Genomic DNA, 25,490 nt, shown 5'->3' on the forward strand with positions numbered 1-25,490 from the left:
GCGTGAGCAATGAAGATAGCAGTTGCCAGTGGCAAGGGAGGCACTGGCAAGACGATGGTCGCCGTGAGCCTCGCAGAGGTGGCAGAAGAGGTGTGGCTGGTGGACTGTGATGTGGACGCCCCGAATGCCCACCTCTTCTACCCATGCAAATGCGAGGATGAGGTGACTGAGCGCGTGAGCGTGGAGGTTCCACGGGTCAGCGATGAGGCGTGCACGCGGTGTGGCATGTGCGCAGATGCGTGCATGTTCGGGGCAATAGCGGTGCTCTCCCACAGGGTGCTCACCTTTCCAGAGCTGTGCATATCGTGCGGTGCGTGCCAGATTGCGTGCCCCACGGGAGCGGTTCGCCTCGAAAAGAGGAATGTGGGCACAATATCCCGCACGAGCCCACGAGCAGGGCTCACGGTGCTCTCTGGAAGGCTCGATGTGGGCGAGCCAAGGGCGGTGCCCGTAATCGAGAGGATGAAGCTCATGCTCGATGATGCGAGCCCAGAGCTGGCAGTGCTGGACTGCCCTCCGGGCACCTCGTGTCCCGTGGTGCACGCCCTCGAGGACGTGGACTTCTGTGTGCTCGTGGCAGAGCCCACGAAAGGGGGCATTCACGACCTCGCCCTCTCGCTCGAGCTGGTATCGCTGCTCGACGTGCCCTCTGGGGTGGTGCTCAACAAGTGCATCAACAAGTGCATCAACAAGTGCATCGACCACGATGCGCCAGAGAGGCTGTGTGCCAGCGTCCCCGTGCTCATGGAGATTCCATACGACGACGGGATTGCGAGGCTGTGCTCTGCTGGCATTCCGCTCGCACACATCCCGCGCTGGAGGGAGCGGTTTGAGTCCCTGCTCTCTCGCATTGAACGGGAGGTGAGCGCATGAGACAGCTCGCAGTGATAAGCGGCAAGGGGGGAACGGGAAAGACGATGCTCACCACCGCCCTCGCCCTGTGTGCAAAAGATGTGGTGATGGCAGACTGCGACGTGGAGGCTCCAAACCTTCACATGATGCTCGATGCACAGCCAGTGGACGAGGAGCCCTTCTATGGGCTCGATGTGGCGGTGATTGAAGATACATGCACGCGGTGTGGCATGTGCGCCGATGCATGCAGGTTTGGGGCGATTACCGATGCCCTCTCCATCGACCCCATAAAGTGCGAGGGGTGCGGCATGTGTGCTCTCGTGTGCCCCAGCGATGCCATTCATCTCGAAAGGCGGATGTCTGGAACGGTGGTGCTATCCAGCACACGCTGGGGAGGGCTGGTGTATGCCATGCTGAAGCCGGGCGAGAGTGCCTCTGGCAGGCTGGTCGCCACCGTGAGGAAGAGGGCACTCGAGATGGCGGATGGCGGCACGGTGCTCATCGATGGTCCCCCCGGCTCGTCGTGCCCCACGATATCCACGCTCACTGGGGTGCAGCTCGCCCTCGTGGTGTGCGAGCCCACGCTCTCCGCGCTCTCCGACATGAAGAGGGTGCTCGCGCTCGCAGACCAGCTTCACGTAAAGGGGGCGGTGTGCATCAACAAGTGTGGTCTCAACGATGCGATAGAGAGCAAGATAGAGGCGTTCTGCGTGGAGAGGGGCATAGACGTGGTGGGCAGGGTGCCATACGAGAAGAGCCTGTTCGAGGCATATGCCCGTGGGCACTGTGTGGATGCCATACAAAGACACCTCATCGAGCAGGCAAAGGACATCTGGAGATACTTTGAGAGAACTTTGAGAGAGAGGTGATGATATGAGAATAGGCATAGCAACCGATGGAGCATACGTGTCCCCACACTTTGGGCACTGCGCCACGTACACGCTCGTCGATGTGGACGAGAGTGGAGTGGTGAGGATGTGGCGGGTAGAGAGCCCAGAGCACAGACCGAACTTTCTCCCCCGCTGGCTCAAGGAGCAGGGGGTGGACGTGGTGATATCAGGGGGCATGGGCCCCAAGGCGATATCGCTGTTCACATCGCTCGGGATAGAGCCCATCGTGGGGGTATCGGGCAGGGTGGAGGACGTGCTCGATGCATTCCTCGAGGGACGGCTGAGCACGGGCGGCAATGCATGCGAGCACGGACACCACTGTCATCACGAGTGAGCTACTCGCATTGAATGCGGATGCCCTTGCCCTGAGTGAGGGCCTCTGCCACCTTTTTTCTCGCCCGCTTGAGGTCAATCCACAGGCTCTTTCGCGTGATGCCCATCTGACGTGCTGCCTCCTCCTGCTCCATCCCCAGCAGGTCAACGAGTCTCAGAGTCTCGAGCTCGTCCAGCGAGAGCTCCACGAACTCGAGCGTGTACGAGGGTGTGCCAGCGGGCTTGAACAGCGTCGTGTGGGGGTGCATTCCAATCCTTCTCGGACATCTGGGCCTGCCCCTTCTTCGCATGAGCACACGTTGGTCGAGCCACTATATAAGGGCGAGCCCATGAAGAGGCTCATGGTGAGCGTGTTTCCCATCCCCTCCAGAGCCCCCTGAGGTGGTGTATCGCTGGAAGTGTGAGCAGGGGGAGGATTACCTCGGGTCTCACATCCAGCAGCGCTCTCTCCCCCACCACGAGCGCATCCAGAAGGCTCGCACCCATCATCAGCAGATACAGGACACCGAACACCCACGAGAGCATCACCCCCACCAGCACGAAGGATATGCCCTCCTCTTTCCCCAGTGCGAGCTCGCGCACGCCACAGAGGTACACACTTCCCACGACGAGCATCACCAGCCCCCCAAACGTATCGTGTGGAATCCATCCCACGGCGAGCCCGCCCACAATCTCGAGCACACCAACCGCCACATATATCAGCCCCAGCAAACCCGCATACAGAGCCATCATCCTTCCACCCATCCTCTCACCTCACTCAAACCCCAGAAGATGACCTGCCCCAACCACCACGAGCGCCGAGAGATAGGCGAGCCCCATGGGCCAGAGGGTGGCAAAGAGTGCCCACCTCCACGAGCCGAGCTCGCGCTTTATCACACCGACCGTGGCGATGCATGGCAGGTAGATGAGGGTGAACACCATGAAGGCGTATGCGGTGAGGGGCGTCATCGCGGTGCTCAGCGTCTGGGCGAGCGTGCCCTCGTCCACGCCGTACAGCACCGCAAACGTGCCGACCACGACCTCCTTTGCCAGTATGCCCATGAGCAGGGCGACCCCGCCCCTCCAGTCAAAGCCCAGTGGGGCGAACACGAATGCGAGGGCGTGGCCCACCATGGCGGCATACGACTCCTCGATTGAACAGCCCCATGGATGGGTAGAGGCAAACCACATCACGAGCGCCCCAAGGAGCAGCACAGTCCCTGCCTTCGTGATGAACAGCTTCCCCCTCTCCCACATCTTCAGCACCGCACTTCTGAGCGTGGGCGTCTGGTATGACGGAAGCTCGAGTATGAAGGGAGATGGCTCTCCCCGAAAGAGCACCTTTCTGAACACCAGTGCCATGAGCACCGCGAGCACGATGCCGAGGATGTAGAGCGAGAATATCACCGTCCCCGCCATGTGCGCAAAGAATGCGCCAGCCAGCAGCACGTACACTGGAAGCCGAGCACTGCACGACATGAGCGGCAACACCAGTATCGTGATTATCCTGTCCCTGTCGGACTCGATTGTTCTCGTCGCCATGATGGCGGGCACGTTGCATCCAAACCCCATGAGCATCGGAATAAAGGACTTGCCGTGCAGCCCGAGCCTCCTCATCGCCCTGTCCATCACGAACGCAGCACGGGCTATGTATCCGCTGTCCTCCATCAGCGAGATGGCAAAGAACAGCAGAAAGATGTTGGGCACGAACACCAGTATGAACCCCAGACCACCGATGATGCCGTCCACGAGCAGGGAGCGAAGGTGCTCGTTCGCGATGTGCGCAGCGAGCACACTGCCGAGGGACGTGAAGAACAGGTCGATGGCGTCCATGAACGGGGTCGCCACGCCAAAGGCGAACTGAAACATCCCCCACATCAGCACGAGGAAGATGGGGATGCCGAGATACCTGTGCAGAAGCACGCGGTCGAGCATCTCGGTGGTGCTCCACTTCCCCTTGTCCCTCTGGCGAACGCACTGGCTCAGTATCTCGCCTATCAGCTCGTACCGCCTGTGGGCAAGCTCGTACACATCATCGCCACCGAGCACAAGCTCGGCTTTGTGTGCCTCTTGTCCGTATTTATCCCGAGCCAGCTCGAGCACCGCCCTCTTTAGCCGCTCGATGCCCTCGCCCCTCGTGGCGACCATCTCCACTACGGGAACGCCCAGCATCCTCGAGAGCGCATCGGAATCTATCTCAAGCCCCCTCGCCCTCGCCACATCCATCTTGTTGAGCGCCACGACCACGTTCGCACCCACCTCGAGCAGCTGGAGGGTGAGGTACAGGTTGCGCTCGAGGTTCGAGGCGTCCACGATGTCCACCACCACATCTGGATTTCCCTCCAGAATGAACTCCCGGGCTATTCGCTCGTCGATGGAGCGGGTGATCATGGTGTACACGCCCGGAAGGTCGATGACATCGAGCTCTTTGCCGTCCACGAAAGAGCGACCCTCCTTTCTCTCCACGGTCACACCCGGCCAGTTGCCCACCCTCTGCCTCGCACCAGTGAGGGCGTTGAACACCACGGTCTTGCCCACATTTGGGTTGCCGATGAGCGCCACCCTTGGCCTCATTCTGCCACGCTCCTAACACGCACGCTGGTGGCTATCGAGCCGCTCAGCCCCACCCTCGAGCCCCTGACCTCCACGAGCACCGACCCCTCTCCAAGGGAGGCGATAACCCTCACAACCGAGGAGGGAGTAAAGCCCATCTCATAGAGCCTTCTTCGGATGGCCTCATCGCCCTCTATATCCACGACCACGCACTCGCTTCCAGCCCGTCCATCGCACAGCGCAATGGCACCTCGACAGTGCCCTCTGCGCCTCCCCATGCGCCTTCTTCCCCTCTCTGACCTCATAGCCTCTCACCTACGTCTATCCATACGCACCTCGCATCCTCTCCCCTGAGGGTGAGCCGATAGCCCCTCAGCTCAAATTCCACTGGGTCTCCAAGGGGGGCGACCCTGACCACGCGCACCTCGGTTCCCCTAACGAGCCCCATGTCCATCAGCCTCATCCTCAGCTCGGGCTCTCCCTCGAGCCTCGTTATCCTGCCCGACTGTCCAGCACTCAGCTCATCCAGAGTAATTTCCATGTGCATCACTTGAATTAGGCATACCTAAATATTTCTTAGGGATACCTAACTTAGTATATAAAGCTTGTGCTTTGGGTGGTGCACATGAGAGCATGGGAGATACGAGACCGCATCGTTCTTAAAAAGGCTTGAATAGAATCTCTGAAGAGGACTTCCTATTTAAGATGGGGGTTCTGGGAGTAGATCGAGAAGATAAAGCAGCATGAGTGGGTAAGAGCGATTGAGACTAGAACTTATCATTTCAGAAAAGATATTAAACACCCTATCTACGCTTTAACATCTACTGCCTCTTTGCCTGTAGTTTTCATAGATATTTTTTGATATTTTTGTCAGCTCAGCAAGAAAATCACTTGCATCAAGAATTTCTATCAATACTGGCTTATTATCCTTTGTAAAATGGGTTATCATAGGTCCAGCCTCCTCAGCGTAATCAATCTTTTCATCTGAAAGTTCTATCATGAGTATATCCACTTCTCTGTCATATTTTATCTTCATATCTGCCACTCCTCGCCGGATAGAATGTAACTTATTACTATCCTGTTATCTTTTTCGTATATGACCCTTAATAAATGCTCCTCATCTATTGCCCTTTGGGCAATCAATCGACCTTTTCTACCAGCATCAATCTTATCTGGTTCTTTAACAGCTTTCACCACAGTTTCTCTGTCTATTTTGAAATTATGCCTAAGATTAGAAACCTATCTTTTGCGTGGTTTGTAAACTCGATTTCCATTTGATTCACCTTTCCCTCAAATCTCTCTTATTTTATTTTTAAAATCTTTAGCCCCAACTTCACAGAAAGCCACTCTTTTTTATAAACTTCTGAAAGTCTCTCATAAATTTAACCTCTGGCTCAGGCAGCTCGAAGGTCGATTTAATGTAATAAAATTTTGTAATAAACTTTATTAGTTCATCTATGTAATACAAAATCATGGCAGACTACGTTACTGTCTCAGCAAGAATCAAAAGAGAGCTGAAAGATGAGATGGATAGACTCGGAATTAAACCTTCGGAAGTCATAAGAAAAGCCATAGAGGAGAGCATTCGGAAAAAGAAAATGGAAATTCTCAAATCAAGGCTTAAAGAGGCTGAAGAGATACTGAAGAAAGTCGGCGAGGAGGGGTGGATTGAGGCTGTAAGGGAGAGCAGAGAGGAGAGATGACCATGCTCTTTGACGCTTCAGCCATAATAAACCTCTGCAGCAGAGGAGAGGTGGAAAAGCTCGAAGGCTACACCTCCACCCTGGCAATTTACGAAATTGGAAATGCAATCTGGAAGCAGGCTTATCAAAGAAGAAAAATCAGCATAGAAGAGGGCATAATAGCTCTGGATGTACTGTACGAAATTCTCGAAAATCTGAAAAAGCTTGAGGTGGGCGATCCCAGAGAGGTTCTGAAAATAGCTGTGGATGAGGGTTTAACGTTCTACGACGCTTCTTATCTCCATCTCGCCGTTAAAAACAATTTGACTTTTGTTACAGATGATGATAAGCTTTACAGGACTGCGGAAAAGTATATCAGGGTTTTGAAAAGCAAAGAGCTATAGAGCTATGGATGATAGATGGATGATAGAACAGCATGAGTGGGTGAGGGTGGTGAAGTAGAAAATGGGCATAGGTAGCCCTCACGCCACCCCGCACACAATCACGTGGGGATTGCCATCCACATCGAGCACCCTCGCCTCGACCCCATACACCTCCCTTATTTTCTCCTCTGTGAGCACCTCTCGGGGGCTTCCAGCACCGACGATTCTGCCCCCTTTCATGATTACTATCCTGTCAGAGTACCTCGCTGCAAGGTTCAGGTCGTGAATCGCAACCACCACCGCCATGCCCTCCTCGTTGGCGAGCTTACGGATAATCTCCATAAGCTCGAGCTGGTGTCTGATGTCGAGGTTTGAGTTGGGCTCGTCGAGCAGAAGGACTTCTGGCTCCTGCACGAGAGCCCTCGCAATCATCACCTTCTGCCTCTCCCCCCCAGAGAGCTCGTTGAACTCCCGCAGCGCGAGGTGCTCGATGTTGAGCCTCTGTATCACCTCTATCACCTTCTCGATGTCCTCATCGGTGGTGTGCCACTGCACGTGTGGCCTTCTTCCCAGGAGCACACTATCGAACACCGTGTGTGGAAATGCGTGGGGTGCGGTCTGGGGCACATATGCGAGCTGTCTTGCGACCTCTCTTCTATCCATCTTCCTCACGTCCCTTCCATCCAGCAGTATGCACCCCCTCTGTGGGCTCACAATCCGGTCTATGCACCTCAGCAGTGTGGTCTTGCCCGCACCATTGGGACCCACGATGCTCAGTATCTCCGAGGTGTCCACCTCCATCGCTATATCATCGAGGGTCGGCGTGCTCGTATAGCCGAACGTAATGCCCCGCACCTTGAGCCTCACCAGTATCTCCTCCCCTTTCGCAGCAGAAGGTACACAAACAGGGGAACGCCAAGAAAGGACGTCATGATGCCAACGGGAACGATCTGGGGAGCCGCCACAGTCCTTGCCACCGCGTCTGCTCCAAGGAGAACAGCTGCTCCTAAGACGCCAGAAGCAGGAAGGAGAAAACGATGATCTCCACCTATGACCATTCTCGTCATATGGGGGCACACCAGCCCTATGAAGCCGATCGTGCCGGTGAAGCATATGATGGTCGCAGTTATCAGCGATGCCACGAGCATGCAGATGATGCGCACTCGCTCGACCTCCACCCCCAGGCTCTTTGCACTCTCATCACCAGCACCCATCGCATTGAGGTCCCACGACTTCCAGAGAAGGTAAGGAACACAAGCTACCAGCACGAGAGAAATGATAATTACATTCGCCCAAGATGCCCTCCCCTCCAAGTTTCCGAACATCCAGAACACCACCTCCTGTACCTCCTCTGCACTGCCGAGGTACTGCAGCAGCGACGTCATCGCAGAGAAGAGATACATCATGGCGATTCCAGCGAGTATCATCGTCTCAGGTGTTGCTTCCTTATATCTTGCCAGGCCATAGACGAGGAATGAAGCAAATAAGGCGAACACGAAGGCGTTCGTTATTATTATATACCTCTCCCCAACAAAGCCTGCGCCAAGCACTATCGCCAGAGATGCACCAAATGCTGCGGCTGATGCTATACCGAGGGTATAGGGGCTTGCGAGTGGATTTCTGAGTATTCCCTGCATCACCGTTCCCGCCACGGCGAGCCCAGCACCAGCGACGATACCCATCAGGATGCGAGGTAGCCTCAAGTTCCAGACGACGACCTCCTGAGTTGTAAAATACGTACGGAAAAATTCATTAATGCCATGAGAGATGATAAAGTCAGCATTTTGAAGAATCTTAGGAATACCACGGAAGATTATTGAATAGACCTCAGAGACCGATATGGGGTAAGAGCCGAGCGTTGCGGATATGCCAGCGATGATGAGCACCAAGATGAGGAGGAAAAATATGAACAATATTTTCCTCCCCATGAACTTTGTATGTTGGTCTTTCAATTCTATTTTTTTAGTTATGGTTTCTGATGGCATTTAGTTTGACACCCTTTTCAAAATGGCCACTATAATTCTATTTCCAACCCAAGTTCTACAGGTGTCCTGGTGACAATCGGTAAATTATCAACCAATACCAGTGTATCGCTGATTTCTTCCATTTTAACATATTCTCCTCCACCAGGCCGCATACTCATCCTCGTTTTTCTGACGACTGGTAAGCAGTGCATTATCAGATTGGCACCTGCCATTAACCCAATCGTATCGTCGGCACCAGCAATATCAATATCCCTGAAAATCAGTCTCCCTATCGCCTTGGCTTTTGCCGCCTCAAAAGAAGAGCCCGGGGGATAATCCTGCGTAGGAGATCCTTTTATGGGTCGAAATGGATGGGCTTCTAAGATTTCAAAGTTATTAAACCGCTTAAAGTAAAACAGGAAATCCACCCAATCCGAATATGGATGGTTCTGATCCCATTGCTCGCCTAAGCCTATCATCAGGGTGTTATCAATTCCAAGTTCGGCCTTTTCCGTTGCTTCTACAATCTTTTTCCGATGTTCGAAGCTGTCACCCGGTCTGAGGTCTCTGAATACATTTTCATTGATCGTTTCAAAGTTGCAGGCGATTCCTTTAACACCTAATTCCTTAAACTTGAAAACATCGTCCTCTCTGAATGATGGGCCATTGTTTATCCAAAGCTCCAAGTTGCTCGCCTTTCTTGCAACCTCAACAGCACTGAGGGTTGTAGCTCTTCCCTCCTCTCCCTGGAGAGTCCCTCCACCAAGCTCAACCCGCTTGATACCTCTTTCCTCTATCGCAGATACTGCACTGGCCAGCTCTTCGGAGTTCAAAACTGCTTCAGGCGCGAAGGACTTTTCTGAAGCCCATCTGAAGCAGTACTTACATACAGGGTCTACGGTACAGTGCGTAATACAGCATATAAAGCCCATCAGCTTGCATACCCCTCCAGCCTCCTCGTCTCTGACTTTACTGGCTGTTTCAAATAGCTGTAGAGCCCTGTCCCATGACTGGGTCTTTTGGAAGAGGTACAAAGCCTCCTCTCTTGTTATCTCTTCCTTTTTTGCTCTCCTCAATATCCCCTCAAAGTCCATCTTTTCTCTCACACCAATCACCCTTGTTTACTTCCAAGTATGCGGATAAAGGAAAATCCCCTGATAATCCACGCGAAGCCAATTTTCGAAATACTCTCTATGTATCTCCACCGGGTCAATATCCTTAAACTTCTCAGGATAGGCTACCTTGGCGAGGTAGAATACTCCAATGTCACCTCTCGTGCCGAGCAACATGTAATCTACCTCATACACATCCCCATTTTTCACCGCTGTAATATTCTCAAACCCTGGCACCTCTGTTTCCTCTTTTACATCTTCGGATGCCCTGGCAGAGTTATTTATTTTGTAGCCCACGTATTCGCTTTCCCAATCCCCTAAAAGAATAATATCTGGGTTATTTGCGATGACCCACTCTGGATCAAACTCCATCCTTCTTCCAGGGCAGATATTCTTCATACCTGCCATCTCCAAGGTCTTGCTCATTACGTAGTCTTTGCCAAAAACGCCTCTAAAGCCCGTGTCTTTAAAGAGTGTTTTAGGCTTGTCCTCTTCAGCCACGTCCTTTAAACGCTCTCTGATAATGCCCAGCTTCTCCTCTCTCCATTCAACGTACTCTCGAGCCCTCTCCTTCTCTCCAAGCACGTATCCCAATAGCATTATGACATTAGCGCGTTTATCGAAATCGATAGTGTCTACACAAACTGCTGTGATGCCGACCTCCCCCAATTTTTCAACTGGCTCAATGGGCGCTGGAGAGGCAAGTGCAATCACGACATCCGGATTAAGCTCGAGTATCTCCATTTGCATTGCCGAAGACCGTTAAAGTAAAATTGCCTGCTGTCTCTGGCGTCCAGTATGCATAGATAAATGCAGCATCCCTTAAGTCTTCCAGCTTGAGGTCTCCACCACCAAGCATATACGAAACGATTGCACTTGCAAGCTCTTCCTGTGTTAGATTACCATCAGAATTGGCATCTGCTGGTATTCCACATTGCTGTGCTGCAGCTGGCATAACTGCCAATGGGCATGCAAGGAGTACTACCAGTATACAGAATAGTTTCTTCATTCCTCACACCTCCGGACTCACAAACACGCCGTTGTCAGCCAGAGTGGCGTTCAGTCCCTGAAACTCTGTTAGATACTGGCGATGCACAGCCTGCGGGTCTAAATCACCAAAGCGGTCGGGATACAGCCACTTCGCAACGTACTGCATGCCTATAAAGTGCCTCACGCCCCCGAAGATGTCGTTGCTTATCACGTAAATCTTTCCGTTCTTCACGGCACTAACGTTCCCCAATTCGGGACGCCTCAATATCTCGTCCCTCAGGGCTCGAAGCTCGCTCGAGTCGTGTGCATCATAACCTCCCTCAGTCTTTGCGATTCTGATTATCACCTGTGGATCCCGAAGTGCCACGGACTCTGCATCCACATCCGGATAGTCAGAGAGATCGTGGAATATGTTGTTGCCGCCCGCAAGCTCGACCTTCTCGTCCCATCCACTGCCGTTCCCAGCCGTATGGTAGCTTCGCCAGCACTCGATGTACACTTTTGTCCTGTTCTCCTCGGGAATGTCCCTCACCCCTTCATATATTGGGTTTAGAGCGGCCTGATAGAATTCGATGAGCCTGCTCGCCTCGTCCTCCTTTTCGAGGAGGTATCCCAGCTTTCTTACCTCATCCACGTAGCTTCCCGGCATGTAGCAGTCCATGCGAATCACCGTGATGTCCGGGTCGAGCTCGATCAGCTTGTTCTGTATCGCATCGCACTTTGAAACCGAGATGGTGCCATAGAGAAACACCGTATCTGGGTGGCACGCCAGCACCTGCTCATAGTTTGGAGACCACACGGAGCCAACGTTTGGAAGGTGTGTGAACTCCGAAAAGAGCAGCGTGTTCTGAATTGTGTACTTGCCCACACCCACTATCCTGTCATCTGCGTGGAGCGAGCGCAAGGTCTCCACGGTCTCGCTGTTGAACACGACCGCTCTCTTTATCGGCCTGTATATGGTCACCGTCCTGTTGGCAGAGTCCACGATCGTTCTCGGATAGTACATGTGGATGTGAGCCGCCTCTCTGAGCTGCGTGAGGTTGAGGTGCTGCACGTCGCCTCCAAGGTATGCGGCACTGAGATACGCCAGAATGTCGCTCACGAGCTCATCCTGTGATACCACCTTATCGTGGTTGAGGTCTCCAGGGATTTCGAGCGCATATGCTGGCATGGACAGACAGAGCACGAGAACGAGCACGAAGAGAACGCTCCTCATCCTGCCTCACCTCCTCCGATGGCTCAGGGCTATACCCGTTATGCAGAGCACCGCAAGAAGGGCACCAAAGCCAGGCGTCTTTTCCGCTCCAGCTCCGGCGGTCTCCCCGGATGTAGTGGCCGTCGCATTGGAGGAAACGGATTCCGTGGAGGTTCTGGAAGACTCTACCGAACTACCCGCGGTCTCCGCCACCGCGTAGAGCGAAAGACCGGGAGATTTGGCCTCAAACACATAGTATCCATTCTCCTCCCCCACATACGATGTATCGAGTGGTGTCCACGCCCCATCCCACCTCAGCAGAACAACGTTCTCCGGATGCTGAATGGAGGAGGTCTTCACCTTGAAGTGAATGTGAACGCTTTCAACCGCATCCTCCAAGCCCGTGGTGATGCGGAGATAACCGAGCACCTTCTGGTATCGCGGAGCTTCCACTCCAGCAGGAGCCACGTCGTATACCTCTACCTTCATCACCTCTGGATGCACCTCGTCCCTAGCAGCTATGTCGAGCGAGGTGAAGCATACGTGATCGCCTCGTGCCTCTGAGGGCAGGCTTATGCTCTTCCTTTCCCCTGCTCCAATGCTGGGCACTGGCACAGAGATGGTGGGCACGACCGAGCTCTCCACAGCTTCAGAGCCAGAAGAAGAGGTTTTAACAGTAACCGTTGTGGATGCTATGCTTCCATTGGACTCGTCCAGCAAGTCTTCATAGAGGCCCGTGAATGCCCCACTGCCGCCAGATGGCGCCTTCACAGTGTACACTATCCTCGTGCTGTTGACTATGGCAAATGCCACCTTTTGCCCAGAGATGTTGTACCATGGATAATCAGTGCTCACAAAGGTAAAGCCAGCAGGCAGTGTCTCCACCACACCTCCGACCTGTATGCCTGAAATCGTCAACGTAACGTTGAACTCGGCACCAGGAGAAACCACTGCAGGAGTGTCCCTTACAACGTCCGCTGCCGATGCCATGGATGGTAGCATCACAAGGAGCGCAATCAGTATCAGCATGAGCCGTCTCATCTTCCATCACGAACGGTAGTCATTGTGATTGTATGTAATAAAGTTTTTGGTATTCGTAGCAACAAGTGCTATTTCTACAGAATAAAATACGACAAGAAATACATTGAAGTACCTTTTTATATCTCGAAACCCACATCAACAGGAAGGTGCCTAAGATGCCAAAGACGATCGAGGTGGTGTATGAGGATGGAGTGTTCAAACCATTGGAGCCGGTGGAGCTGAGGGAAGGAGAGAGGATAAAGATAAAGATAGAGGATAGAAGAGGAATTTTGGAGAAATATGCAGGATCTATAAAGCTCAATAGAAGTGTGAAATTGAGAGAGATATTGGAATTGGAAGATGAAGCATGGCAGTATTGATAGATGCAAACGTTGTGATCTCTTTTTTAATACAATCGGAAAAGACAGAAGAGGCAAAACTATTGCTTGAAAGAACAGAGGATCCTGTTTTAGCAATTAATGTTGTTGAAGAGATAATTTATGTTGGGCTATCTTTGATTTACGGAGTAAGAGGCTTCAAATTAAGGGAAATAATCTCAAAAGAAGGCATTAGTAAGGAAGCAGATAGTTTTCTTAACAGCTTGGAATCATTTTTAAGTGAATACGGAATTGAGATTATTCTCACTCCAAATGATTTAAAGGAACTTCTACGAATCGTCAGAGAATATCACTTATTGCCAAACGATGCCCTCATCGCAGCCACCTGCAGGCACCACGGCATAACCAAAGTGGCAACCTTTGACGATGACTTCAGGAGGGTGGATTTAGAGATCGTCAATAATAATTCAAAGCAATCCAGCAAGCAAGCGTGAAGTATCTTTTTATATTTCGACCCGTAACCAATAATAGTTCAACACCTCTTCATCTTCAACCTCACAGCACACATAATAAGCAATACCAAAACTGCAATTATCCCATCAAATCCTGGAACCTCTCCTGCTGCACCTAGAATGGATGCTGGAGTTGGTGTGGTAGCTACACCCTCCTCAAGGGTTATCACCCAAATATCAAGGTTGCCAGACCTATCCGAGACGAAGACTATTTCTCTCCCATCCGGGGACCAGCGTGGAGTTATATCGCTTGCTTTACCATCAGTAATCTCTAATTGTTCTGTTCCATCACTGTTCACCATCCAGATATGGGAATTCTCTCCTTTGAGAAGGGAATGGAAAGCTATTTTTCTTCCATCGGGAGACCACTCTGGAGAAAAGCTCCAAAAACCTTTACCAGAACACAGTCCTCTCTTACCGCTTCCATCGACGTTCATCACGCAGAGTGAGGATGAAAAGTTGATGTAGGTTGAAACATCCGAGATGTTAAGAGCGCTTGCCGCTACAAACGCCATCTTTCTACCATCCGGGGACCATGAGATGTCCCGCTCATTTCCCTCAGTAGACGTTAACTGCGTCTTTCCAGACCCGTCTGAGTTCATTATCCACACATCAAAGTTACCAGAACGATTCGAAAGAAAGGCTATTTTATCTCCACCAGGCTGCCAGCGAGGATTTATATCATCCCCTTCATATGTGGTCAGCCTAGTTTTATTGCTTCCATCAGGGTTCATTACCCAGATGTCTTTATTTCCGGAGCATTCAGAAACAAAAGCGATTCTGTCTCCGGAAGGACTCCATGCTACCCCTCTTACATGCCCGGGGCTGGTAGCAAGTTGAAGCTTATTGCCCCCATCACTATTAATCACCCATATCGTTGTGGTGTGATCACGTCGTAGATACGACCTGAAAACAATCCTTCTTCCATCCGGGCTCCAGGAAGAAAAGAACTCCATTGCAGGAGTATTGGTTAGTCGAACAGCGTTACTACCATCGCTGTTTATCACCCATACATCTGTATTACCATCGGACCAACGTGTAAAAGCGATCTTTCCACCATCCGGGCTCCAACATATGTCGCTGATCATCTCTCCTTTATTAGCGGTAAAAAGTCGGCTTTTGTTACTGCCGTCATCATCCATCACCCAAATACTGTCGCGATCAGAAGATGAGGATACGAAAGCAATCCTTTTTCCGTCTGGACTCCATGCAGGATAGTAATTGACCCCCTGGTGTGTGAGCTGGGTGATATTCTCAGTCGTACCAGAAGCCATCCCTATCAGAGGTATCGACATAATCAAGAAAGCTATGGCCAATACAAGCACTTTTTGCCTCATCTTACCCCCCTCTATCCTACAGGCTCTCTCTGCAAGTACACATCGCCATACCCTGACCCACTCTCCACAGCGTCCCCCACAACATCCTTCAAGTCAAGAACCACGCCAACAATGTCCCACCAGTTGCTTGCCGTGACCATGTCGTACAGGAGATTCGACTGGTGCTGGAGAAGCAGGGCTAATTGAACGATTTCCTCCCCCGTCGAGTATGCCCAAACCCTGGAAAAAGCATTGGTCTGTGAATAACTGTACGTAACAGTCGCCTCAAAGTGTAATACGAATTCTATCTCTGTAACAGGGTAGCATTTATACCACCATATGGGTATCCTGAGCCTGAATACGGTTCCGCTCGAGAGTGGCCAAATCCCCGTCCTCATTAGAGTATATTCTGGATCATACTGGAAAAGAAGATCGCGCAGCGTATATGGATATATGATTTTTCTCTCGCTTATTTCAAGCAGACCACTGATTGAGGGATTCACATTTGATATTCTTGCTTCCAGGATGCTTGCAGATTCAGGTTCTGTTTGAGAGGTACTATTTCCTGCTATAAACCATATTTTGAAGGTTATTTCTTCACTCTCCGTGGGATGCCCCCTTGTGAGGTCGATTTTGAATTTCCCGATGATGTTCCAGGTTTCGTCGTCGATGGTCTTGATGGTAAGGTTATCCGGATCTAAAGATATTACTTCTAACCTGCTGAATTCAGGAGCGGATGGGTGATAAACAAATTCCACCTTCCCTGTGGCGCTATGTTCAGTCTGTGGCACATCACTCCAGTCTCCCCAGTCTCCCCAGCCCATGGTTAGATCACCTCACCACCTTTTTTAACGATTATAATTGGGTTATGAGCATAGTAATTACAATTGTATGTTTTCTCTATGCCATACTCCTTCATCTCAGCCGATGACATTTGGGAGGGAGATGGAGGAGAAGTGAGAATGACACGCCAGTCGTGGGTTACTTCATGCGTGTTTCCATTTTCAACACCGTAAAGTTTCACGGTCAAATCAAATGCGATGGTTTGGTTCGGCTTCACATATACTAACCAAGGGTAAGAAAAGCCAACGCGCGATGGTAGGTTACTTGGTTTGACTCTATCCCACACTCTTTTTTCCTGATATACGATCTCACACTCTATTGACTCTCTACCATTCCTACACTCGAAGCGCGGTTGCTCGGCATTACACCACACCTTCCTGCTTTCAGGGCCGAGAAAGATCATAAACCCGAAGTTATCTTTATTGTAAACTTCTCTAACCACTATACTGTGCTTAAGACACTCTTGCTTTATGGATGAACCTGATTCGGCTCTTATATCCCCTTTTCCCTCAATACTAAAGTCGTACATCCACAGATTTGATAGAGAATGCCAGGTGCCAGAGGGAGTATTCATTGACACTAAGGAATGTACGGTTGCACCCTCTCCAAATCTTTCATCCCTAATTTTCAGGGTTTGATTTTCCACTTCTTCAACCGACAGCACCGTTTTATTGCTCAAGTCTACACTGAATTTGTAAATTTTGCCCCCCAAAATTTTATATCCTTCGCATCCTTCCACCTCTGTATACTGAAATCCTACCCGGTAAAAGTCCTCTACATAGCTATCATTGTAGATTATCTCAAGCATCTTTAAATGCTCTTTTCCATTAACCAATTCTCGTACCTTCTCATCCCCCACAATCACCATATCAGCTTCCATTTGGATGTTTTTCAAGTGTTTTAACTGATTTTCTGGGCTCTCGATCTCAACCGTGTTTTCCTGTGGATGTCCCAGTTCTTTTTCTTCGACGAAGCAAACAACTACTGAAACGAAAAATATAGCAAGTATGAGAGTTAGAAATTTGCTATTCATTTCTTACCCTCTTATTTATCTCACGAAGGGCTCGCCGGATTCCAGGACTCACATCTTTAAAGGATGCAAGATCTGTTCTGAATACTCTAATAGGATGTTTCTTGATTATTACACCTCCATTGGCAACGTATAGTGGTTCTCCTAATTCCAGTAGTTCTTTAACCCTTGCAGGTGATAGACCGAGTTCAGCAGCACGCTCTTTTATCTTATTTGCTGGAATTTCTTCTATACCATATTCCTCCCTCTCAGTCCCTGTCATTCCCTCTGGTGAAGGGGGGCTATTGATAGTAGGCATCCAAGTATGGATTATCCAATATGCATCCCAATTATTTTCCATATTCAGTAGTTCCTTCTGTATTTCAAATTTAATCGTCTGACTTGGTAATACAGATAATCCCAAAACTCCGGCAATACAACCTCTCTCTATACAAAGCTTTGGAATGTATATTCCTTCTTTTTCAGCCTTTTTTATTGCATATTCCCTAACTTTCAGCCATTTTTTGAAGGTGACAGGTTCAAGCTTAAGACTATTGCGTATTGGCTGGTATAAATTCAGGTTAAGCATTCGACATCCAGTCTCAATGCACAAATCTATAATGTGGTCAATGCATTCTAAATTTAGTCTATTTAAAGTGAATCCAATGCTGTGATTTATTCCATTTTCATCCAGCAAATGCAAAGCTTTGACTGTTTTTTGATAGCTTCCTTCTCCACGAATATAATCGTGGACTTCTTCGTTTCCATCAACACTGACCTGAACACCATCCTGTTTTCTGAAAACATGAATATACTTTGGAATCAAAATTCCGTTGGTGCTTAATCTAATATTGCCATTTAACTTCCTCACAAGTTCACAGATTTCTGCAAAGTTTGGATGTAGTAATGGGTCTCCCCCACTAAGAACTATTTCAGTCCTATGCAAAGGCAATCTTGTTTTGAGAAAATCGATACATATATTTTTTATCATGTCAAGGGGCATAACACTGTCTCCCTTCTTCAGATAGCAATGTCCACAATTCAATTGGCAGAAATCTACAATATGTAGGTCAAGGAAGTTCTCTGGTATTATACCGCCCTCTCTGCAAGTTTCTCTTTCACTTGTAATAAAGTTTTTGGTATTCGTAGCAACAAGTGCTATTTAATATTGAGATGATAACATTTATAACCGCAGGCTTCGCATTCCCTCCCATGCCTCCAAGAAATATCCTGCCCTTCACGGCAATCGTAGGGCAGGAAAGGATGAAGCGGGCGCTGGTGCTGAACGCTGTAAACCCCTCGATCGGTGGGGTGCTCATAAGAGGGGAAAAGGGGACTGCAAAGTCGACGGCTGTGCGAGCCCTCGCCGAGCTCCTGCCAGAGATAGAGGTCGTGAAGGGCTGTCCCTTTGGGTGCGACCCGCACGATCCCTCGCTCATGTGTGATGTGTGTCACTCGAAGGTGGAGAGGGGGGAGGTGCTGGAGAGCGTTCGGAGGAGGATGAGGGTCGTGAGTCTTCCGCTCGGTGCCACTGAGGACAGAGTGGTGGGCACGCTGAACATCGAACGAGCAATTAAAGAGGGCATCAGGGCTCTCGAACCCGGAATTCTCGCGGAGGCGAACAGAAACATACTCTACGTGGATGAAGTGAACCTCCTGGACGACCACGTGGCAGATGTGCTGCTGGATGCGGCAGCCATGGGGGTGAACATCGTGGAGCGCGAGGGCATCTCGGTCTCCCATCCCTCCCGCTTTATTCTCGTTGGAACGATGAACCCGGAAGAGGGGGAGCTCAGACCACAGCTTCTGGACAGGTTTGGGCTGCAGGTGGAGGTATCGGGCATTGACGATGTAAACACGAGGGCAGAGATTGTGCGGGTGGTGGAAGAGTTCGAGAACGACCCAGAAACGTTCTCGAGAAAATTCAGGGGAAAGCAGGAGGAAATCAGAGAAAAAATCGTGAGGGGTCGCCAGCTTCTCCCAGGGGTCACGATCTCGGACGAGCTCGTGGGACTGGTGGCCAGTGTATGTGTGGAGCTCGGCATAGTCTCCCACCGGGCTGAGATAACCGTGATGAGGTGTGCAAAGGCAATTGCAGCCCTCGATGGGAGGCGCGAGGTGGAGTATGAGGACGTAAAGGAGGCAATGTCCCTCGCACTGCCCCACAGGATGCGGAGGAAGCCATTCGAGCCCCCCAGCCTCGGAGAGGAGAAGATAGAGGATGCGCTCTCAAAGATGAGTGAAGGAGAGCACCAAAGAGAGGAGCACCAGGAGGAGCATCCCCCTTCCGACCACTCCCCAGAGCAGAGGGATGGCACCGCAGGAGGTGAGGGCACGGGCGAGGTGGTGTTCGACGTGGGAGAGAGGGCGCAGACGAAACGCGTGCACATAGAGAGGAAGAGGGATGGAGTGCGCAGGGAGAGGGCGGGAAGAAGCACGCAGACCCTCTCAGAGAAGAGAGGAAGGTACGCGGGCTACGAGGTCTCGAAGGGGTGGAGGGACGTTGCCCTCGACGCCACCATCCGGGAAGCGGCGGTTCATCAGAGGTCGAGGCACGGCTCCAGCCTTGCCATCGTGATAAAAGAGGAGGACATCAGACGGAAGATAAGGAGGAAGAACACGTCCGTGGCGTGTTGCTTTGTGGTGGACGCTTCTGGTTCCATGGGTGCGATGAGGAGAATGGAGAGCGTGAAAGGAGCGGTGCTCTCCATGCTCACGGACGCGTACGTCAGAAGGGACAGGGTAGCTATGGTGGCATTCAGAGGAAATGGGGCAGAGGTGCTGCTCCCCATGACGTCCAGCGTAGAGCTCGCGCTGAGCTGCCTGAAGGAGCTTCCGACGGGTGGAAAGACTCCTCTCGCATCTGGACTCGAGACCGGCGTGAGGGTACTCGAGGCTGTCCGGCGCAAAGACAGGGATGCAGTTCCCCTGCTCGTGCTGATCTCGGACGGGAGGGCAAACGTGTCCATGGGTGGAAACACAAGGGAGGAGATAGCCGCCCTCGCTGAGCACCTCTGCGAGACGGGGATCCACACGCTCGTGATAGATACCGAGTGCGGCTCCTTTGGGCTCGGATACTGCATGGACATAGCCGAGCACTCGGGAGGGCAGTACTACCGGCTGGATGACCTCTCTGCAGATGCCCTGTACGAAATCGTCTCTAAGTACGTGGACACGTGGGGGCTCGAGAGATGAAGGTCGCGTTTCTCGTGGGCTACAACGGAACGGTCATCAGTGTCGTTGAAAGGGCGCTGGAGGAGATCAGGTCGAACGGTATCGACCTCACCGTGTGGGCGAGCTATCTCCCCGACACCCAGCCGGACGATGTTGCCCACCACCTCAAGAACGCAGATGCCGTGTTCCTGTACGTCTCGCCAAGACACAAAAACTATGAGCTGATCGAGTCCCTCGTCAGAGGGCTAAAGGTGCCCGTGTTCTCCATTGACCAGGAGGCAGACCTCTCCAACGTGGAGAGAGGGTTCGTGGAAAGGGCAAGGGAATACTACCTGTACGGTGGCTACGAGAACATCAAGAACCTGCTGCTATTCATCGTCTCCCACGTGGGGGCGCTCGATATAGAGGTGCCACCCCCAACGGAAATGCCATGGGACGGCGTATATCATCGCTCCACGGGTGAGAAAGGTAAGGTGGGCGTTCTGTTCTATCGAAGTGCATACCTCGACGGCGACACCGAGGTGTACGATGCCCTTATAGAGGCGCTGGAGAGAAGGGGCCTGGGAGTGGTTGCCGTCTACTCCTACGGCTTCATAGGGGCCAGCATGATGGATGCCTCCTCCACAAGCATCATCGAACAATACTTCGCTGATGTGGACGTGCTCATCAACTGCCAGTCCTACTTCCTCTTTGACAGCAAGCCCTCCACCCAGTTTCCCGTGCTTCAGGCCATAAGGTCGTATGCCCTCACCGAAGAGGAGTGGAGAAAGGGAGATGGCATCGAGCCGATGAGTATCACGGTGTCGGTCGCCCTTCCAGAGGTGAGTGGAACCATCGAGCCAGTATTCATTGCGGGCGTGCGCCCACAGAGCAGCGCCACGGGTGGAGTGTACAATAAACACACACCAGTTCGAGAGCAAGTGGAATACCTGGCAGCACGGTGCGAGAAATGGGTCGAGCTCGCAAGAAAGCCCAATTCAGAGAAGAAAATCGCAATCGTTCTCCACAACGCGCCCTGCAAGGGGGCGGAGGCAACTGTGGGTGCTGCCGCCGGTCTCGACAGCTTTCAGAGCGTGGTCAACGTTCTCCACAGGATGAAGCGAGAGGGATACTGTGTGGAGGGTGTACCAGAGAACGGAGAGGCTCTCGCCCAGATGATAATGCAGAGGAGGGCAGTGTCGGAGTTCAGATGGACAACTGCCTCGGAAATCGTGAGGGGTGGGGGAGCAGTTGCGCTTCTGGACATGAGGACGTACGAGAGATGGTTCAAGGAACTGCCCCACAAGGTGCAGCAGGAGATGCTCGATGTGTGGGGCGACCCCGTGAGGAGGGAGGGGCTGTGCCTGCACGATGACAAAATCGTGATTCCCGGGTTGAGGTTTGGCAATGTGGTGGTGTGCGTTCAGCCAAAGAGGGGCTGTATGGGGGCGAGGTGCGACGGAAGTGTGTGCAAGATACTGCACGACCCATCGTGCCCTCCACCACACCAGTACCTCGCATTTTATCGGTGGCTGGAGAGGGAATTTGGAGCAGATGCCGTGATTCACGTCGGAACACACGGCTCTCTCGAGTTTCTGCCGGGCAAGGGCGTTGGGCTCTCCCCTGAGTGCTATCCACAGATCGCAATCGGCACCCTTCCCAACCTCTACATATACACGGCGATAAACCCCATGGAGGGCACAATCGCAAAGAGAAGGGGATACTCCACCACCATCGACCACCTCCCCCCCGTCCTCGCAAAATGTGAGCTGTACGACGACTACGAAAAGCTCGAGCAGCTTCTCACGGAATATAAGAGGGCGACGGAGCTGCGGGAGGGGGCAAGGGCACACACGCTCCACCATCAGATAGTGGAGATCGCAAAGCGGCTCGGGCTGTACAGAGAGGAGGGGCTGATAGAGCACCTCCACGATGTGCTCACCCTCATGGAGGAGACACAGGTGAGGGAGGGGTTGCACGTGATTGGTGAACCCCTCACAGGAGAGCAGATGGCACACATGATATGCTCGATGCTGAGATACGATACCTCCGTCCCCTCCATCCACCGGTGCGTTGCAGGCGGAGGCGGCGATGCAGGAGACGCAGAATCGAGGGCGCTCGATGCCATTGAGAGGGTTCTCGGTGGAGAGCCAGCAGAGAGAATAGCAGAGGGCTCGGATGTAAAGGGCGTGCTCGAGTTCGCCAGCTTCCTTGGCCTCCGTATCGAGGAGAGCACCGAGAGGGAGGTGAGCGGCATTCTGGATGGGCTCTCTGGAAGGTACATAGAGCCCGGTCTTGCGGGCTCGCTCACGAGGGGGTGCTTTGATGTGCTTCCGACCGGGAGAAACCTCTACGGGGTGGACGTGACGAGGGTTCCCACGAGGGCCGCATGGCTCGTGGGAAAATCGCTCGCAGAGAGGCTCATACAGCGCTATATGGAGGAGCACGGAAGGTATCCGGAGAACGTGGGGTTCGTGCTCTGGAGCACGGACGTGTACAGGGCAGACGGTGAGGAGGTGTGCCAGATCCTCTACACGATGGGGTGCATGCCGGTGTGGGATGCAAACGGAAAGGTGAAGGGCATCGAGGTGATACCCCTCGAAGAGCTAAAAAGACCGAGAGTGGACTGCACCGTGAGAATCAGTGGCATCCTGAGGGACTCGTGCAGGCACATCGTGGAGCTGCTGGACGAGGCCGCTCGCAGGGTGGCAATGCTCGATGAGGACCCGGAGAGGAACTACGTGAGAAAGCACACCCTCTCCCTCGTGGAGGAGGGGTGCCCGATGGAGGACGCCTCCTGCAGGGTGTTTGGCACCAAGGCTGGTGCATACGGCGCTGGGGTGAACTATGCAGTGTACTCCTCCGCATGGAGAAAGGAGGAGGAGCTTGGGGAGGTGTTCATAGACTGGAGCGGATACGCCTACGGGAAAGAGGCACAGGGCAAGCCGAGCCACGCACAGCTCGCATCTCTGCTGAAGAGCGTGGACGTCACATATCTCAAGAAGGAGTCCGACGAGTTCGACATCCTCGACTGCTGCTGCAACTTCTCGTACGCCGGAGGCTTCACTGCCGCAGCCAAGCGGGTATCTGGCAAGAGCGCAGTTCCCATGTTCGGGGACACGAGAGACCCCAATCAGCCAAGGGTTCGCACCATGAAGGAGGAGCTTGAGCGGGTGGTCAGGACGAGGCTGCTCAACCCCGCGTGGATAGAGTCGATGAAGAGGCATGGATACAAGGGAGCACAGGACATCTCCAAGCGAATAACGCACGTGTATGGATGGAGCGCCACCGCTGGCATCGTGGAGAAGTGGGTGTACGACGAGATATTCAAAACGTTCGTGGCATCCGAGCCCATGAGGGAGTGGTTCGAACAGACCAACCCCTTCGCCCTCGAGGAGATGGAGAGAAGGCTGATAGAGGCCGCAGAGAGGGGACTGTGGAGTGCAGATGAGGACACGCTGGAGCGGTTGAGAGAGCTTTACCTATCCATGGAGGGCATAATGGAAGAAAGGCTGGGGCCCGGGGGAGACTATCAGGGAGGGAACATCACCATCCTCACCAGGGACGACGTGGGCGCATGGAAGGAGAAGGTGAGAGACATAGCGTGGAAGTAGCATGGACTATGTGCTGTTTCTTGTAAGGACGATTCTGCTCGTGGTGGCCGGGGTCGTGCTCGCCAACGTACTCCTGGCGACCAACGTGCTCTCCCGTCTTACGTTCATCACCGCCCCACTGTGCAGGGCGTCTCGGCTGCCCGCGGAGGCGGTGCTCGCCATCATCACCACGACCATCAGCTCGACGGCTGGAAAGTCCGCACTCTCTGCCCTGTACAGGAATGGCAGGCTCACAGACGGGCAGGTGATATGCAGTGTGGTGATGAGCACCTTTCCCGTGGTGGCTGGTGAGTCCTTCCTTCGTGTGCAGGCACCAGTTGCCATCGTTCTGCTGGGCCCCGTTGGGGCAATATACATCGCGCTCAACCTGTTTGCCGCCCTCCTTCAGAGCCTCGGAGCACTGTTTTATGCGAGGGTGTGCCTCACCCAGAAAGCCACACATGGTATAGCTTTTGATTGCCCACTCCCTTTATCAGAGCCCGTCTCCGACCCCCATAAGGTGGTGGCCCTGGGAATCAGGAGGTCACTCCCCGTGCTGAGGTCTGTGCTTCCCATCCTCATCATCACCCTCGTGCTCGTGAGAGCGCTCGATGTGGTTGGCGCCATGGACCGGGTGGGGATTCTGTTCTCTCCGGTGATGTCGGCACTGCAGCTTCCAGGAGAGTGTGTGGCGGCAGTGGTCGCCCAGTTCCTGCACTTTTCTGCTGGCTACGGCGTTGTTGCCTCGCTGCTCTCGGGCGGTGTCATCACGGACAGGCAGGCAATCCTGACGCTTCTTTTCGGGAGCATGGTGGTAATCACGATGATCAACATCCGATACTCAATGCCATTCAACGTATCTCTTTTTGGAAGGCTTGGGCTGAAGCTCACTGCAGTGAACTATGCGTGCAGCATGGGTGCGAAGGTGGTGTGCATACTGCTGGTGCTTGTGCTGCTGTAGGCTGTTCGCAGTCCTTTCAAACTATCTCGTCCCCCAGCACATGAGGGTTAATGGGTGTCAGAGCTATTTATCCTTTCTCATTTTTGAGAAGATTAACAGAACAGAATCAACAGCTCATTTTAGCTCATACTCTATCACCTCAAGCCCTGGCACCCTCTTAAATTCCCTATCACGGGTGATGAGCGGCTCATTGAAGCGTATGGCTGTGGCAGCAATCAGCTCATCAAAAGCCTTGAGTGAGATGCCCTTCTGCCTTAGAGACGTGGAGATGCTGGCATAGATGTCCGCTGCTCTGGCATCAAAGGGGAGAATCTCAAACTTGCTTAGGAGGCTCTTTGTAAACTCAATCTCTTCAGCGCTACCCTTGTTGTATGCACCCCACAGGAGTTCAGCCACAGAGATGGCACTGGTCTTTAGTGTGTGCTCATCCATCAACGTATCAAAAAAGTCAGAATGCTGCTTTTTCAACCTTGAGAGGTCGATGAGGAAGGTGGTATCAAAGCACGCCATTGCCATCAGTCCTCGGTCTTGCGTTTTCTCTGAGCCTTCTTCCCTCCTCCACACTCTCTGCAAGGCTCTCTCTAACTTCCAAGGGATAGCTCAGCACTAAGTCTATAACCTCCCTTGCCTTGGTGCTCCTCTTTCCGCCCAGCTCTCGCCTGATGACGTCTGAAAAGCTTTCACCCTCTCTCTTTTTAGCCTTCAGAATCTCGTAGGCATCCTCTGAGAGGCTGATGGTCTTTGTTGCCATGGGGGCGTATCTGTGTGTGTATGTATTTTAGGGTTTTGGTGTGTGCATTAGATTAACCCTT

General features: G+C 52.4%; 30 protein-coding genes. 10 read left to right on the plus strand and 20 right to left on the minus strand.

The window, feature by feature from the left end; translation table 11 throughout:
• The first annotated feature begins 9 nt into the window (after positions 1-9).
• The 3 genes from BP07_RS04585 to BP07_RS04595 are packed head-to-tail and all read left to right on the plus strand — an operon-like array spanning position 10 to position 2,076.
• Positions 10-873 (plus strand): nucleotide-binding protein, encoded by an 864-nt coding sequence (locus tag BP07_RS04585; protein WP_042686273.1) that lies wholly within the window; start codon positions 10-12, stop codon positions 871-873.
• Complete coding sequence (locus tag BP07_RS04590) at positions 870-1,721, plus strand: ATP-binding protein (RefSeq protein ID WP_042686275.1); 852 nt, start codon at positions 870-872, stop codon at positions 1,719-1,721. Before BP07_RS04585 ends, BP07_RS04590 begins: the two co-directional genes overlap by 4 nt.
• A gap of 4 nt (positions 1,722-1,725) precedes the next feature.
• The gene (locus BP07_RS04595; protein WP_042686278.1) at positions 1,726-2,076 is read left to right on the plus strand and encodes a NifB/NifX family molybdenum-iron cluster-binding protein; all 351 of its coding nucleotides are present in this window, start codon (positions 1,726-1,728) and stop codon (positions 2,074-2,076) included.
• A gap of 1 nt (position 2,077) precedes the next feature.
• Here the strand turns inward: BP07_RS04595 and BP07_RS04600 are convergent, their stop codons facing one another.
• The 7 genes from BP07_RS04600 to BP07_RS08775 all read right to left on the minus strand — a co-directional run bounded on the left by BP07_RS04600 (position 2,078) and on the right by BP07_RS08775 (position 5,801).
• Positions 2,078-2,365 carry a DUF134 domain-containing protein gene (locus BP07_RS04600; protein WP_042686396.1) on the minus strand — a complete coding sequence of 96 codons (288 nt, stop codon included), beginning with the start codon at positions 2,363-2,365 and terminating at the stop codon, positions 2,078-2,080.
• A gap of 49 nt (positions 2,366-2,414) precedes the next feature.
• Complete coding sequence (locus BP07_RS04605) at positions 2,415-2,819, minus strand: hypothetical protein (protein ID WP_042686281.1); 405 nt, start codon at positions 2,817-2,819, stop codon at positions 2,415-2,417.
• 9 nt (positions 2,820-2,828) lie between these two features.
• Positions 2,829-4,628, minus strand: a complete 1,800-nt coding sequence (feoB, locus tag BP07_RS04610) for a ferrous iron transport protein B (protein ID WP_042686284.1) — start codon at positions 4,626-4,628, stop codon at positions 2,829-2,831.
• Positions 4,625-4,912 (minus strand): FeoA family protein, encoded by a 288-nt coding sequence (locus BP07_RS04615; protein WP_052353249.1) that lies wholly within the window; start codon positions 4,910-4,912, stop codon positions 4,625-4,627. Before BP07_RS04615 ends, feoB begins: the two co-directional genes overlap by 4 nt.
• Complete coding sequence (locus BP07_RS04620; RefSeq protein WP_245597047.1) at positions 4,909-5,154, minus strand: FeoA family protein; 246 nt, start codon at positions 5,152-5,154, stop codon at positions 4,909-4,911. The genes BP07_RS04615 and BP07_RS04620 overlap by 4 nt, the downstream gene beginning before the upstream one ends.
• A gap of 267 nt (positions 5,155-5,421) precedes the next feature.
• Positions 5,422-5,643 carry a DUF2283 domain-containing protein gene (locus tag BP07_RS04625; RefSeq protein WP_042686289.1) on the minus strand — a complete coding sequence of 74 codons (222 nt, stop codon included), beginning with the start codon at positions 5,641-5,643 and terminating at the stop codon, positions 5,422-5,424.
• Positions 5,640-5,801 (minus strand): hypothetical protein, encoded by a 162-nt coding sequence (locus tag BP07_RS08775; RefSeq protein ID WP_157203081.1) that lies wholly within the window; start codon positions 5,799-5,801, stop codon positions 5,640-5,642. The genes BP07_RS04625 and BP07_RS08775 overlap by 4 nt, the downstream gene beginning before the upstream one ends.
• 278 nt (positions 5,802-6,079) lie before the next feature.
• On the opposite strand from BP07_RS08775, the gene BP07_RS04630 reads away from it, so the two are divergent.
• Both BP07_RS04630 and BP07_RS04635 read left to right on the plus strand, forming a co-directional pair.
• Positions 6,080-6,310 carry a hypothetical protein gene (locus tag BP07_RS04630; protein ID WP_042686292.1) on the plus strand — a complete coding sequence of 77 codons (231 nt, stop codon included), beginning with the start codon at positions 6,080-6,082 and terminating at the stop codon, positions 6,308-6,310.
• Positions 6,307-6,693, plus strand: a complete 387-nt coding sequence (locus tag BP07_RS04635) for a type II toxin-antitoxin system VapC family toxin (RefSeq protein WP_042686294.1) — start codon at positions 6,307-6,309, stop codon at positions 6,691-6,693. Before BP07_RS04630 ends, BP07_RS04635 begins: the two co-directional genes overlap by 4 nt.
• 78 nt (positions 6,694-6,771) lie before the next feature.
• Here the strand turns inward: BP07_RS04635 and BP07_RS04640 are convergent, their stop codons facing one another.
• Genes BP07_RS04640 through BP07_RS08365 form a run of 7 tightly spaced genes read right to left on the minus strand, consistent with a single transcriptional unit; the run spans position 6,772 to position 12,974 of the window.
• Positions 6,772-7,539, minus strand: coding sequence for an ABC transporter ATP-binding protein (locus BP07_RS04640; protein WP_042686296.1), 768 nt, complete (start codon positions 7,537-7,539; stop codon positions 6,772-6,774).
• Positions 7,536-8,657, minus strand: coding sequence for a FecCD family ABC transporter permease (locus BP07_RS04645; protein ID WP_042686298.1), 1,122 nt, complete (start codon positions 8,655-8,657; stop codon positions 7,536-7,538). Before BP07_RS04645 ends, BP07_RS04640 begins: the two co-directional genes overlap by 4 nt.
• Positions 8,658-8,686: 29 nt before the next feature.
• Positions 8,687-9,742 (minus strand): radical SAM protein, encoded by a 1,056-nt coding sequence (locus BP07_RS04650; RefSeq protein WP_157203082.1) that lies wholly within the window; start codon positions 9,740-9,742, stop codon positions 8,687-8,689.
• A 15-nt stretch (positions 9,743-9,757) separates the two neighbouring features.
• The gene (locus tag BP07_RS04655) at positions 9,758-10,492 is read right to left on the minus strand and encodes an ABC transporter substrate-binding protein (RefSeq protein WP_042686304.1); all 735 of its coding nucleotides are present in this window, start codon (positions 10,490-10,492) and stop codon (positions 9,758-9,760) included.
• Positions 10,473-10,757: a hypothetical protein gene (locus BP07_RS04660; protein ID WP_042686308.1), complete on the minus strand. Its 285-nt coding sequence runs from the start codon at positions 10,755-10,757 to the stop codon at positions 10,473-10,475. The genes BP07_RS04655 and BP07_RS04660 overlap by 20 nt, the downstream gene beginning before the upstream one ends.
• A gap of 3 nt (positions 10,758-10,760) precedes the next feature.
• The gene (locus BP07_RS04665; RefSeq protein ID WP_042686311.1) at positions 10,761-11,954 is read right to left on the minus strand and encodes an ABC transporter substrate-binding protein; all 1,194 of its coding nucleotides are present in this window, start codon (positions 11,952-11,954) and stop codon (positions 10,761-10,763) included.
• Positions 11,955-11,960: 6 nt separating this feature from the next.
• Entirely contained in the window at positions 11,961-12,974 is a 1,014-nt protein-coding gene (locus BP07_RS08365; RefSeq protein ID WP_052353250.1) for a PGF-pre-PGF domain-containing protein, read from the minus strand.
• A gap of 155 nt (positions 12,975-13,129) precedes the next feature.
• Here BP07_RS08365 and BP07_RS04675 point away from each other — a divergent pair, with 155 nt between their 5' ends.
• Positions 13,130-13,333, plus strand: a complete 204-nt coding sequence (locus tag BP07_RS04675; RefSeq protein ID WP_042686314.1) for an antitoxin family protein — start codon at positions 13,130-13,132, stop codon at positions 13,331-13,333.
• Positions 13,321-13,785, plus strand: a complete 465-nt coding sequence (locus BP07_RS08590) for a PIN domain-containing protein (protein ID WP_084174113.1) — start codon at positions 13,321-13,323, stop codon at positions 13,783-13,785. Before BP07_RS04675 ends, BP07_RS08590 begins: the two co-directional genes overlap by 13 nt.
• 38 nt (positions 13,786-13,823) lie before the next feature.
• Here BP07_RS08590 and BP07_RS08370 read toward each other — a convergent pair whose 3' ends face one another.
• From BP07_RS08370 to BP07_RS04700, 4 genes are read right to left on the minus strand one after another with little or no spacing between them, the layout of a single operon-like run.
• Positions 13,824-15,140 (minus strand): PD40 domain-containing protein, encoded by a 1,317-nt coding sequence (locus tag BP07_RS08370; protein ID WP_052353251.1) that lies wholly within the window; start codon positions 15,138-15,140, stop codon positions 13,824-13,826.
• An 11-nt stretch (positions 15,141-15,151) separates the two neighbouring features.
• Positions 15,152-15,943 (minus strand): hypothetical protein, encoded by a 792-nt coding sequence (locus BP07_RS04690; protein ID WP_042686317.1) that lies wholly within the window; start codon positions 15,941-15,943, stop codon positions 15,152-15,154.
• Positions 15,944-15,945: 2 nt separating this feature from the next.
• Positions 15,946-16,995: a hypothetical protein gene (locus tag BP07_RS04695; RefSeq protein WP_042686322.1), complete on the minus strand. Its 1,050-nt coding sequence runs from the start codon at positions 16,993-16,995 to the stop codon at positions 15,946-15,948.
• The gene (locus BP07_RS04700; protein WP_084174114.1) at positions 16,988-18,133 is read right to left on the minus strand and encodes a radical SAM protein; all 1,146 of its coding nucleotides are present in this window, start codon (positions 18,131-18,133) and stop codon (positions 16,988-16,990) included. Before BP07_RS04700 ends, BP07_RS04695 begins: the two co-directional genes overlap by 8 nt.
• A 50-nt stretch (positions 18,134-18,183) precedes the next feature.
• Between BP07_RS04700 and BP07_RS04705 the strand changes: the two genes are divergently transcribed.
• From BP07_RS04705 to BP07_RS04715, 3 genes are read left to right on the plus strand one after another with little or no spacing between them, the layout of a single operon-like run.
• Positions 18,184-20,166, plus strand: coding sequence for a putative cobaltochelatase (locus BP07_RS04705; RefSeq protein WP_042686408.1), 1,983 nt, complete (start codon positions 18,184-18,186; stop codon positions 20,164-20,166).
• Positions 20,163-23,738 carry a cobaltochelatase subunit CobN gene (locus BP07_RS04710; RefSeq protein ID WP_042686327.1) on the plus strand — a complete coding sequence of 1,192 codons (3,576 nt, stop codon included), beginning with the start codon at positions 20,163-20,165 and terminating at the stop codon, positions 23,736-23,738. Before BP07_RS04705 ends, BP07_RS04710 begins: the two co-directional genes overlap by 4 nt.
• Position 23,739: 1 nt before the next feature.
• Positions 23,740-24,678 (plus strand): nucleoside recognition domain-containing protein, encoded by a 939-nt coding sequence (locus tag BP07_RS04715; RefSeq protein ID WP_042686329.1) that lies wholly within the window; start codon positions 23,740-23,742, stop codon positions 24,676-24,678.
• Between the two features lie 114 nt (positions 24,679-24,792).
• Here the strand turns inward: BP07_RS04715 and BP07_RS08375 are convergent, their stop codons facing one another.
• Together BP07_RS08375 and BP07_RS04725 are read right to left on the minus strand one after the other, a co-directional pair.
• Positions 24,793-25,194 carry a type II toxin-antitoxin system VapC family toxin gene (locus BP07_RS08375; protein ID WP_052353252.1) on the minus strand — a complete coding sequence of 134 codons (402 nt, stop codon included), beginning with the start codon at positions 25,192-25,194 and terminating at the stop codon, positions 24,793-24,795.
• Complete coding sequence (locus tag BP07_RS04725; RefSeq protein ID WP_042686331.1) at positions 25,175-25,429, minus strand: antitoxin VapB family protein; 255 nt, start codon at positions 25,427-25,429, stop codon at positions 25,175-25,177. Before BP07_RS04725 ends, BP07_RS08375 begins: the two co-directional genes overlap by 20 nt.
• Between the last annotated feature and the right edge of the window lie 61 nt (positions 25,430-25,490).

Origin of the sequence: Methermicoccus shengliensis DSM 18856 (genome assembly GCF_000711905.1) — an archaeon.
Classification (GTDB): Archaea; Halobacteriota; Methanosarcinia; order DSM-18856; family Methermicoccaceae; genus Methermicoccus; species Methermicoccus shengliensis.

Excerpts from the sequence above, each read along its gene's own strand:
- BP07_RS04585 (WP_042686273.1), top strand. The coding sequence starts at position 10 with ATGAAGATAGCAGTTGCCAGTGGCAAGGGAGGCACTGGCAAGACGATG.
- BP07_RS04590 (WP_042686275.1), top strand. The coding sequence starts at position 870 with ATGAGACAGCTCGCAGTGATAAGCGGCAAGGGGGGAACGGGAAAGACG.
- BP07_RS04595 (WP_042686278.1), top strand. The coding sequence starts at position 1,726 with ATGAGAATAGGCATAGCAACCGATGGAGCATACGTGTCCCCACACTTT.
- BP07_RS04600 (WP_042686396.1), bottom strand. The coding sequence starts at position 2,365 with ATGCGAAGAAGGGGCAGGCCCAGATGTCCGAGAAGGATTGGAATGCAC.
- BP07_RS04605 (WP_042686281.1), bottom strand. The coding sequence starts at position 2,819 with ATGGGTGGAAGGATGATGGCTCTGTATGCGGGTTTGCTGGGGCTGATA.
- feoB (WP_042686284.1), bottom strand. The coding sequence starts at position 4,628 with ATGAGGCCAAGGGTGGCGCTCATCGGCAACCCAAATGTGGGCAAGACC.
- BP07_RS04615 (WP_052353249.1), bottom strand. The coding sequence starts at position 4,912 with ATGAGGTCAGAGAGGGGAAGAAGGCGCATGGGGAGGCGCAGAGGGCAC.
- BP07_RS04620 (WP_245597047.1), bottom strand. The coding sequence starts at position 5,154 with ATGCACATGGAAATTACTCTGGATGAGCTGAGTGCTGGACAGTCGGGC.
- BP07_RS04625 (WP_042686289.1), bottom strand. The coding sequence starts at position 5,643 with ATGAAGATAAAATATGACAGAGAAGTGGATATACTCATGATAGAACTT.
- BP07_RS04630 (WP_042686292.1), top strand. The coding sequence starts at position 6,080 with ATGGCAGACTACGTTACTGTCTCAGCAAGAATCAAAAGAGAGCTGAAA.
- BP07_RS04635 (WP_042686294.1), top strand. The coding sequence starts at position 6,307 with ATGACCATGCTCTTTGACGCTTCAGCCATAATAAACCTCTGCAGCAGA.
- BP07_RS04645 (WP_042686298.1), bottom strand. The coding sequence starts at position 8,657 with ATGCCATCAGAAACCATAACTAAAAAAATAGAATTGAAAGACCAACAT.
- BP07_RS04655 (WP_042686304.1), bottom strand. The coding sequence starts at position 10,492 with ATGGAGATACTCGAGCTTAATCCGGATGTCGTGATTGCACTTGCCTCT.
- BP07_RS04660 (WP_042686308.1), bottom strand. The coding sequence starts at position 10,757 with ATGAAGAAACTATTCTGTATACTGGTAGTACTCCTTGCATGCCCATTG.
- BP07_RS04665 (WP_042686311.1), bottom strand. The coding sequence starts at position 11,954 with ATGAGGAGCGTTCTCTTCGTGCTCGTTCTCGTGCTCTGTCTGTCCATG.
- BP07_RS08365 (WP_052353250.1), bottom strand. The coding sequence starts at position 12,974 with ATGAGACGGCTCATGCTGATACTGATTGCGCTCCTTGTGATGCTACCA.
- BP07_RS04675 (WP_042686314.1), top strand. The coding sequence starts at position 13,130 with ATGCCAAAGACGATCGAGGTGGTGTATGAGGATGGAGTGTTCAAACCA.
- BP07_RS08590 (WP_084174113.1), top strand. The coding sequence starts at position 13,321 with ATGGCAGTATTGATAGATGCAAACGTTGTGATCTCTTTTTTAATACAA.
- BP07_RS08370 (WP_052353251.1), bottom strand. The coding sequence starts at position 15,140 with ATGAGGCAAAAAGTGCTTGTATTGGCCATAGCTTTCTTGATTATGTCG.
- BP07_RS04690 (WP_042686317.1), bottom strand. The coding sequence starts at position 15,943 with ATGGGCTGGGGAGACTGGGGAGACTGGAGTGATGTGCCACAGACTGAA.
- BP07_RS04695 (WP_042686322.1), bottom strand. The coding sequence starts at position 16,995 with ATGAATAGCAAATTTCTAACTCTCATACTTGCTATATTTTTCGTTTCA.
- BP07_RS04705 (WP_042686408.1), top strand. The coding sequence starts at position 18,184 with ATGCCTCCAAGAAATATCCTGCCCTTCACGGCAATCGTAGGGCAGGAA.
- BP07_RS04710 (WP_042686327.1), top strand. The coding sequence starts at position 20,163 with ATGAAGGTCGCGTTTCTCGTGGGCTACAACGGAACGGTCATCAGTGTC.
- BP07_RS04715 (WP_042686329.1), top strand. The coding sequence starts at position 23,740 with ATGGACTATGTGCTGTTTCTTGTAAGGACGATTCTGCTCGTGGTGGCC.
- BP07_RS08375 (WP_052353252.1), bottom strand. The coding sequence starts at position 25,194 with ATGGCAATGGCGTGCTTTGATACCACCTTCCTCATCGACCTCTCAAGG.
- BP07_RS04725 (WP_042686331.1), bottom strand. The coding sequence starts at position 25,429 with ATGGCAACAAAGACCATCAGCCTCTCAGAGGATGCCTACGAGATTCTG.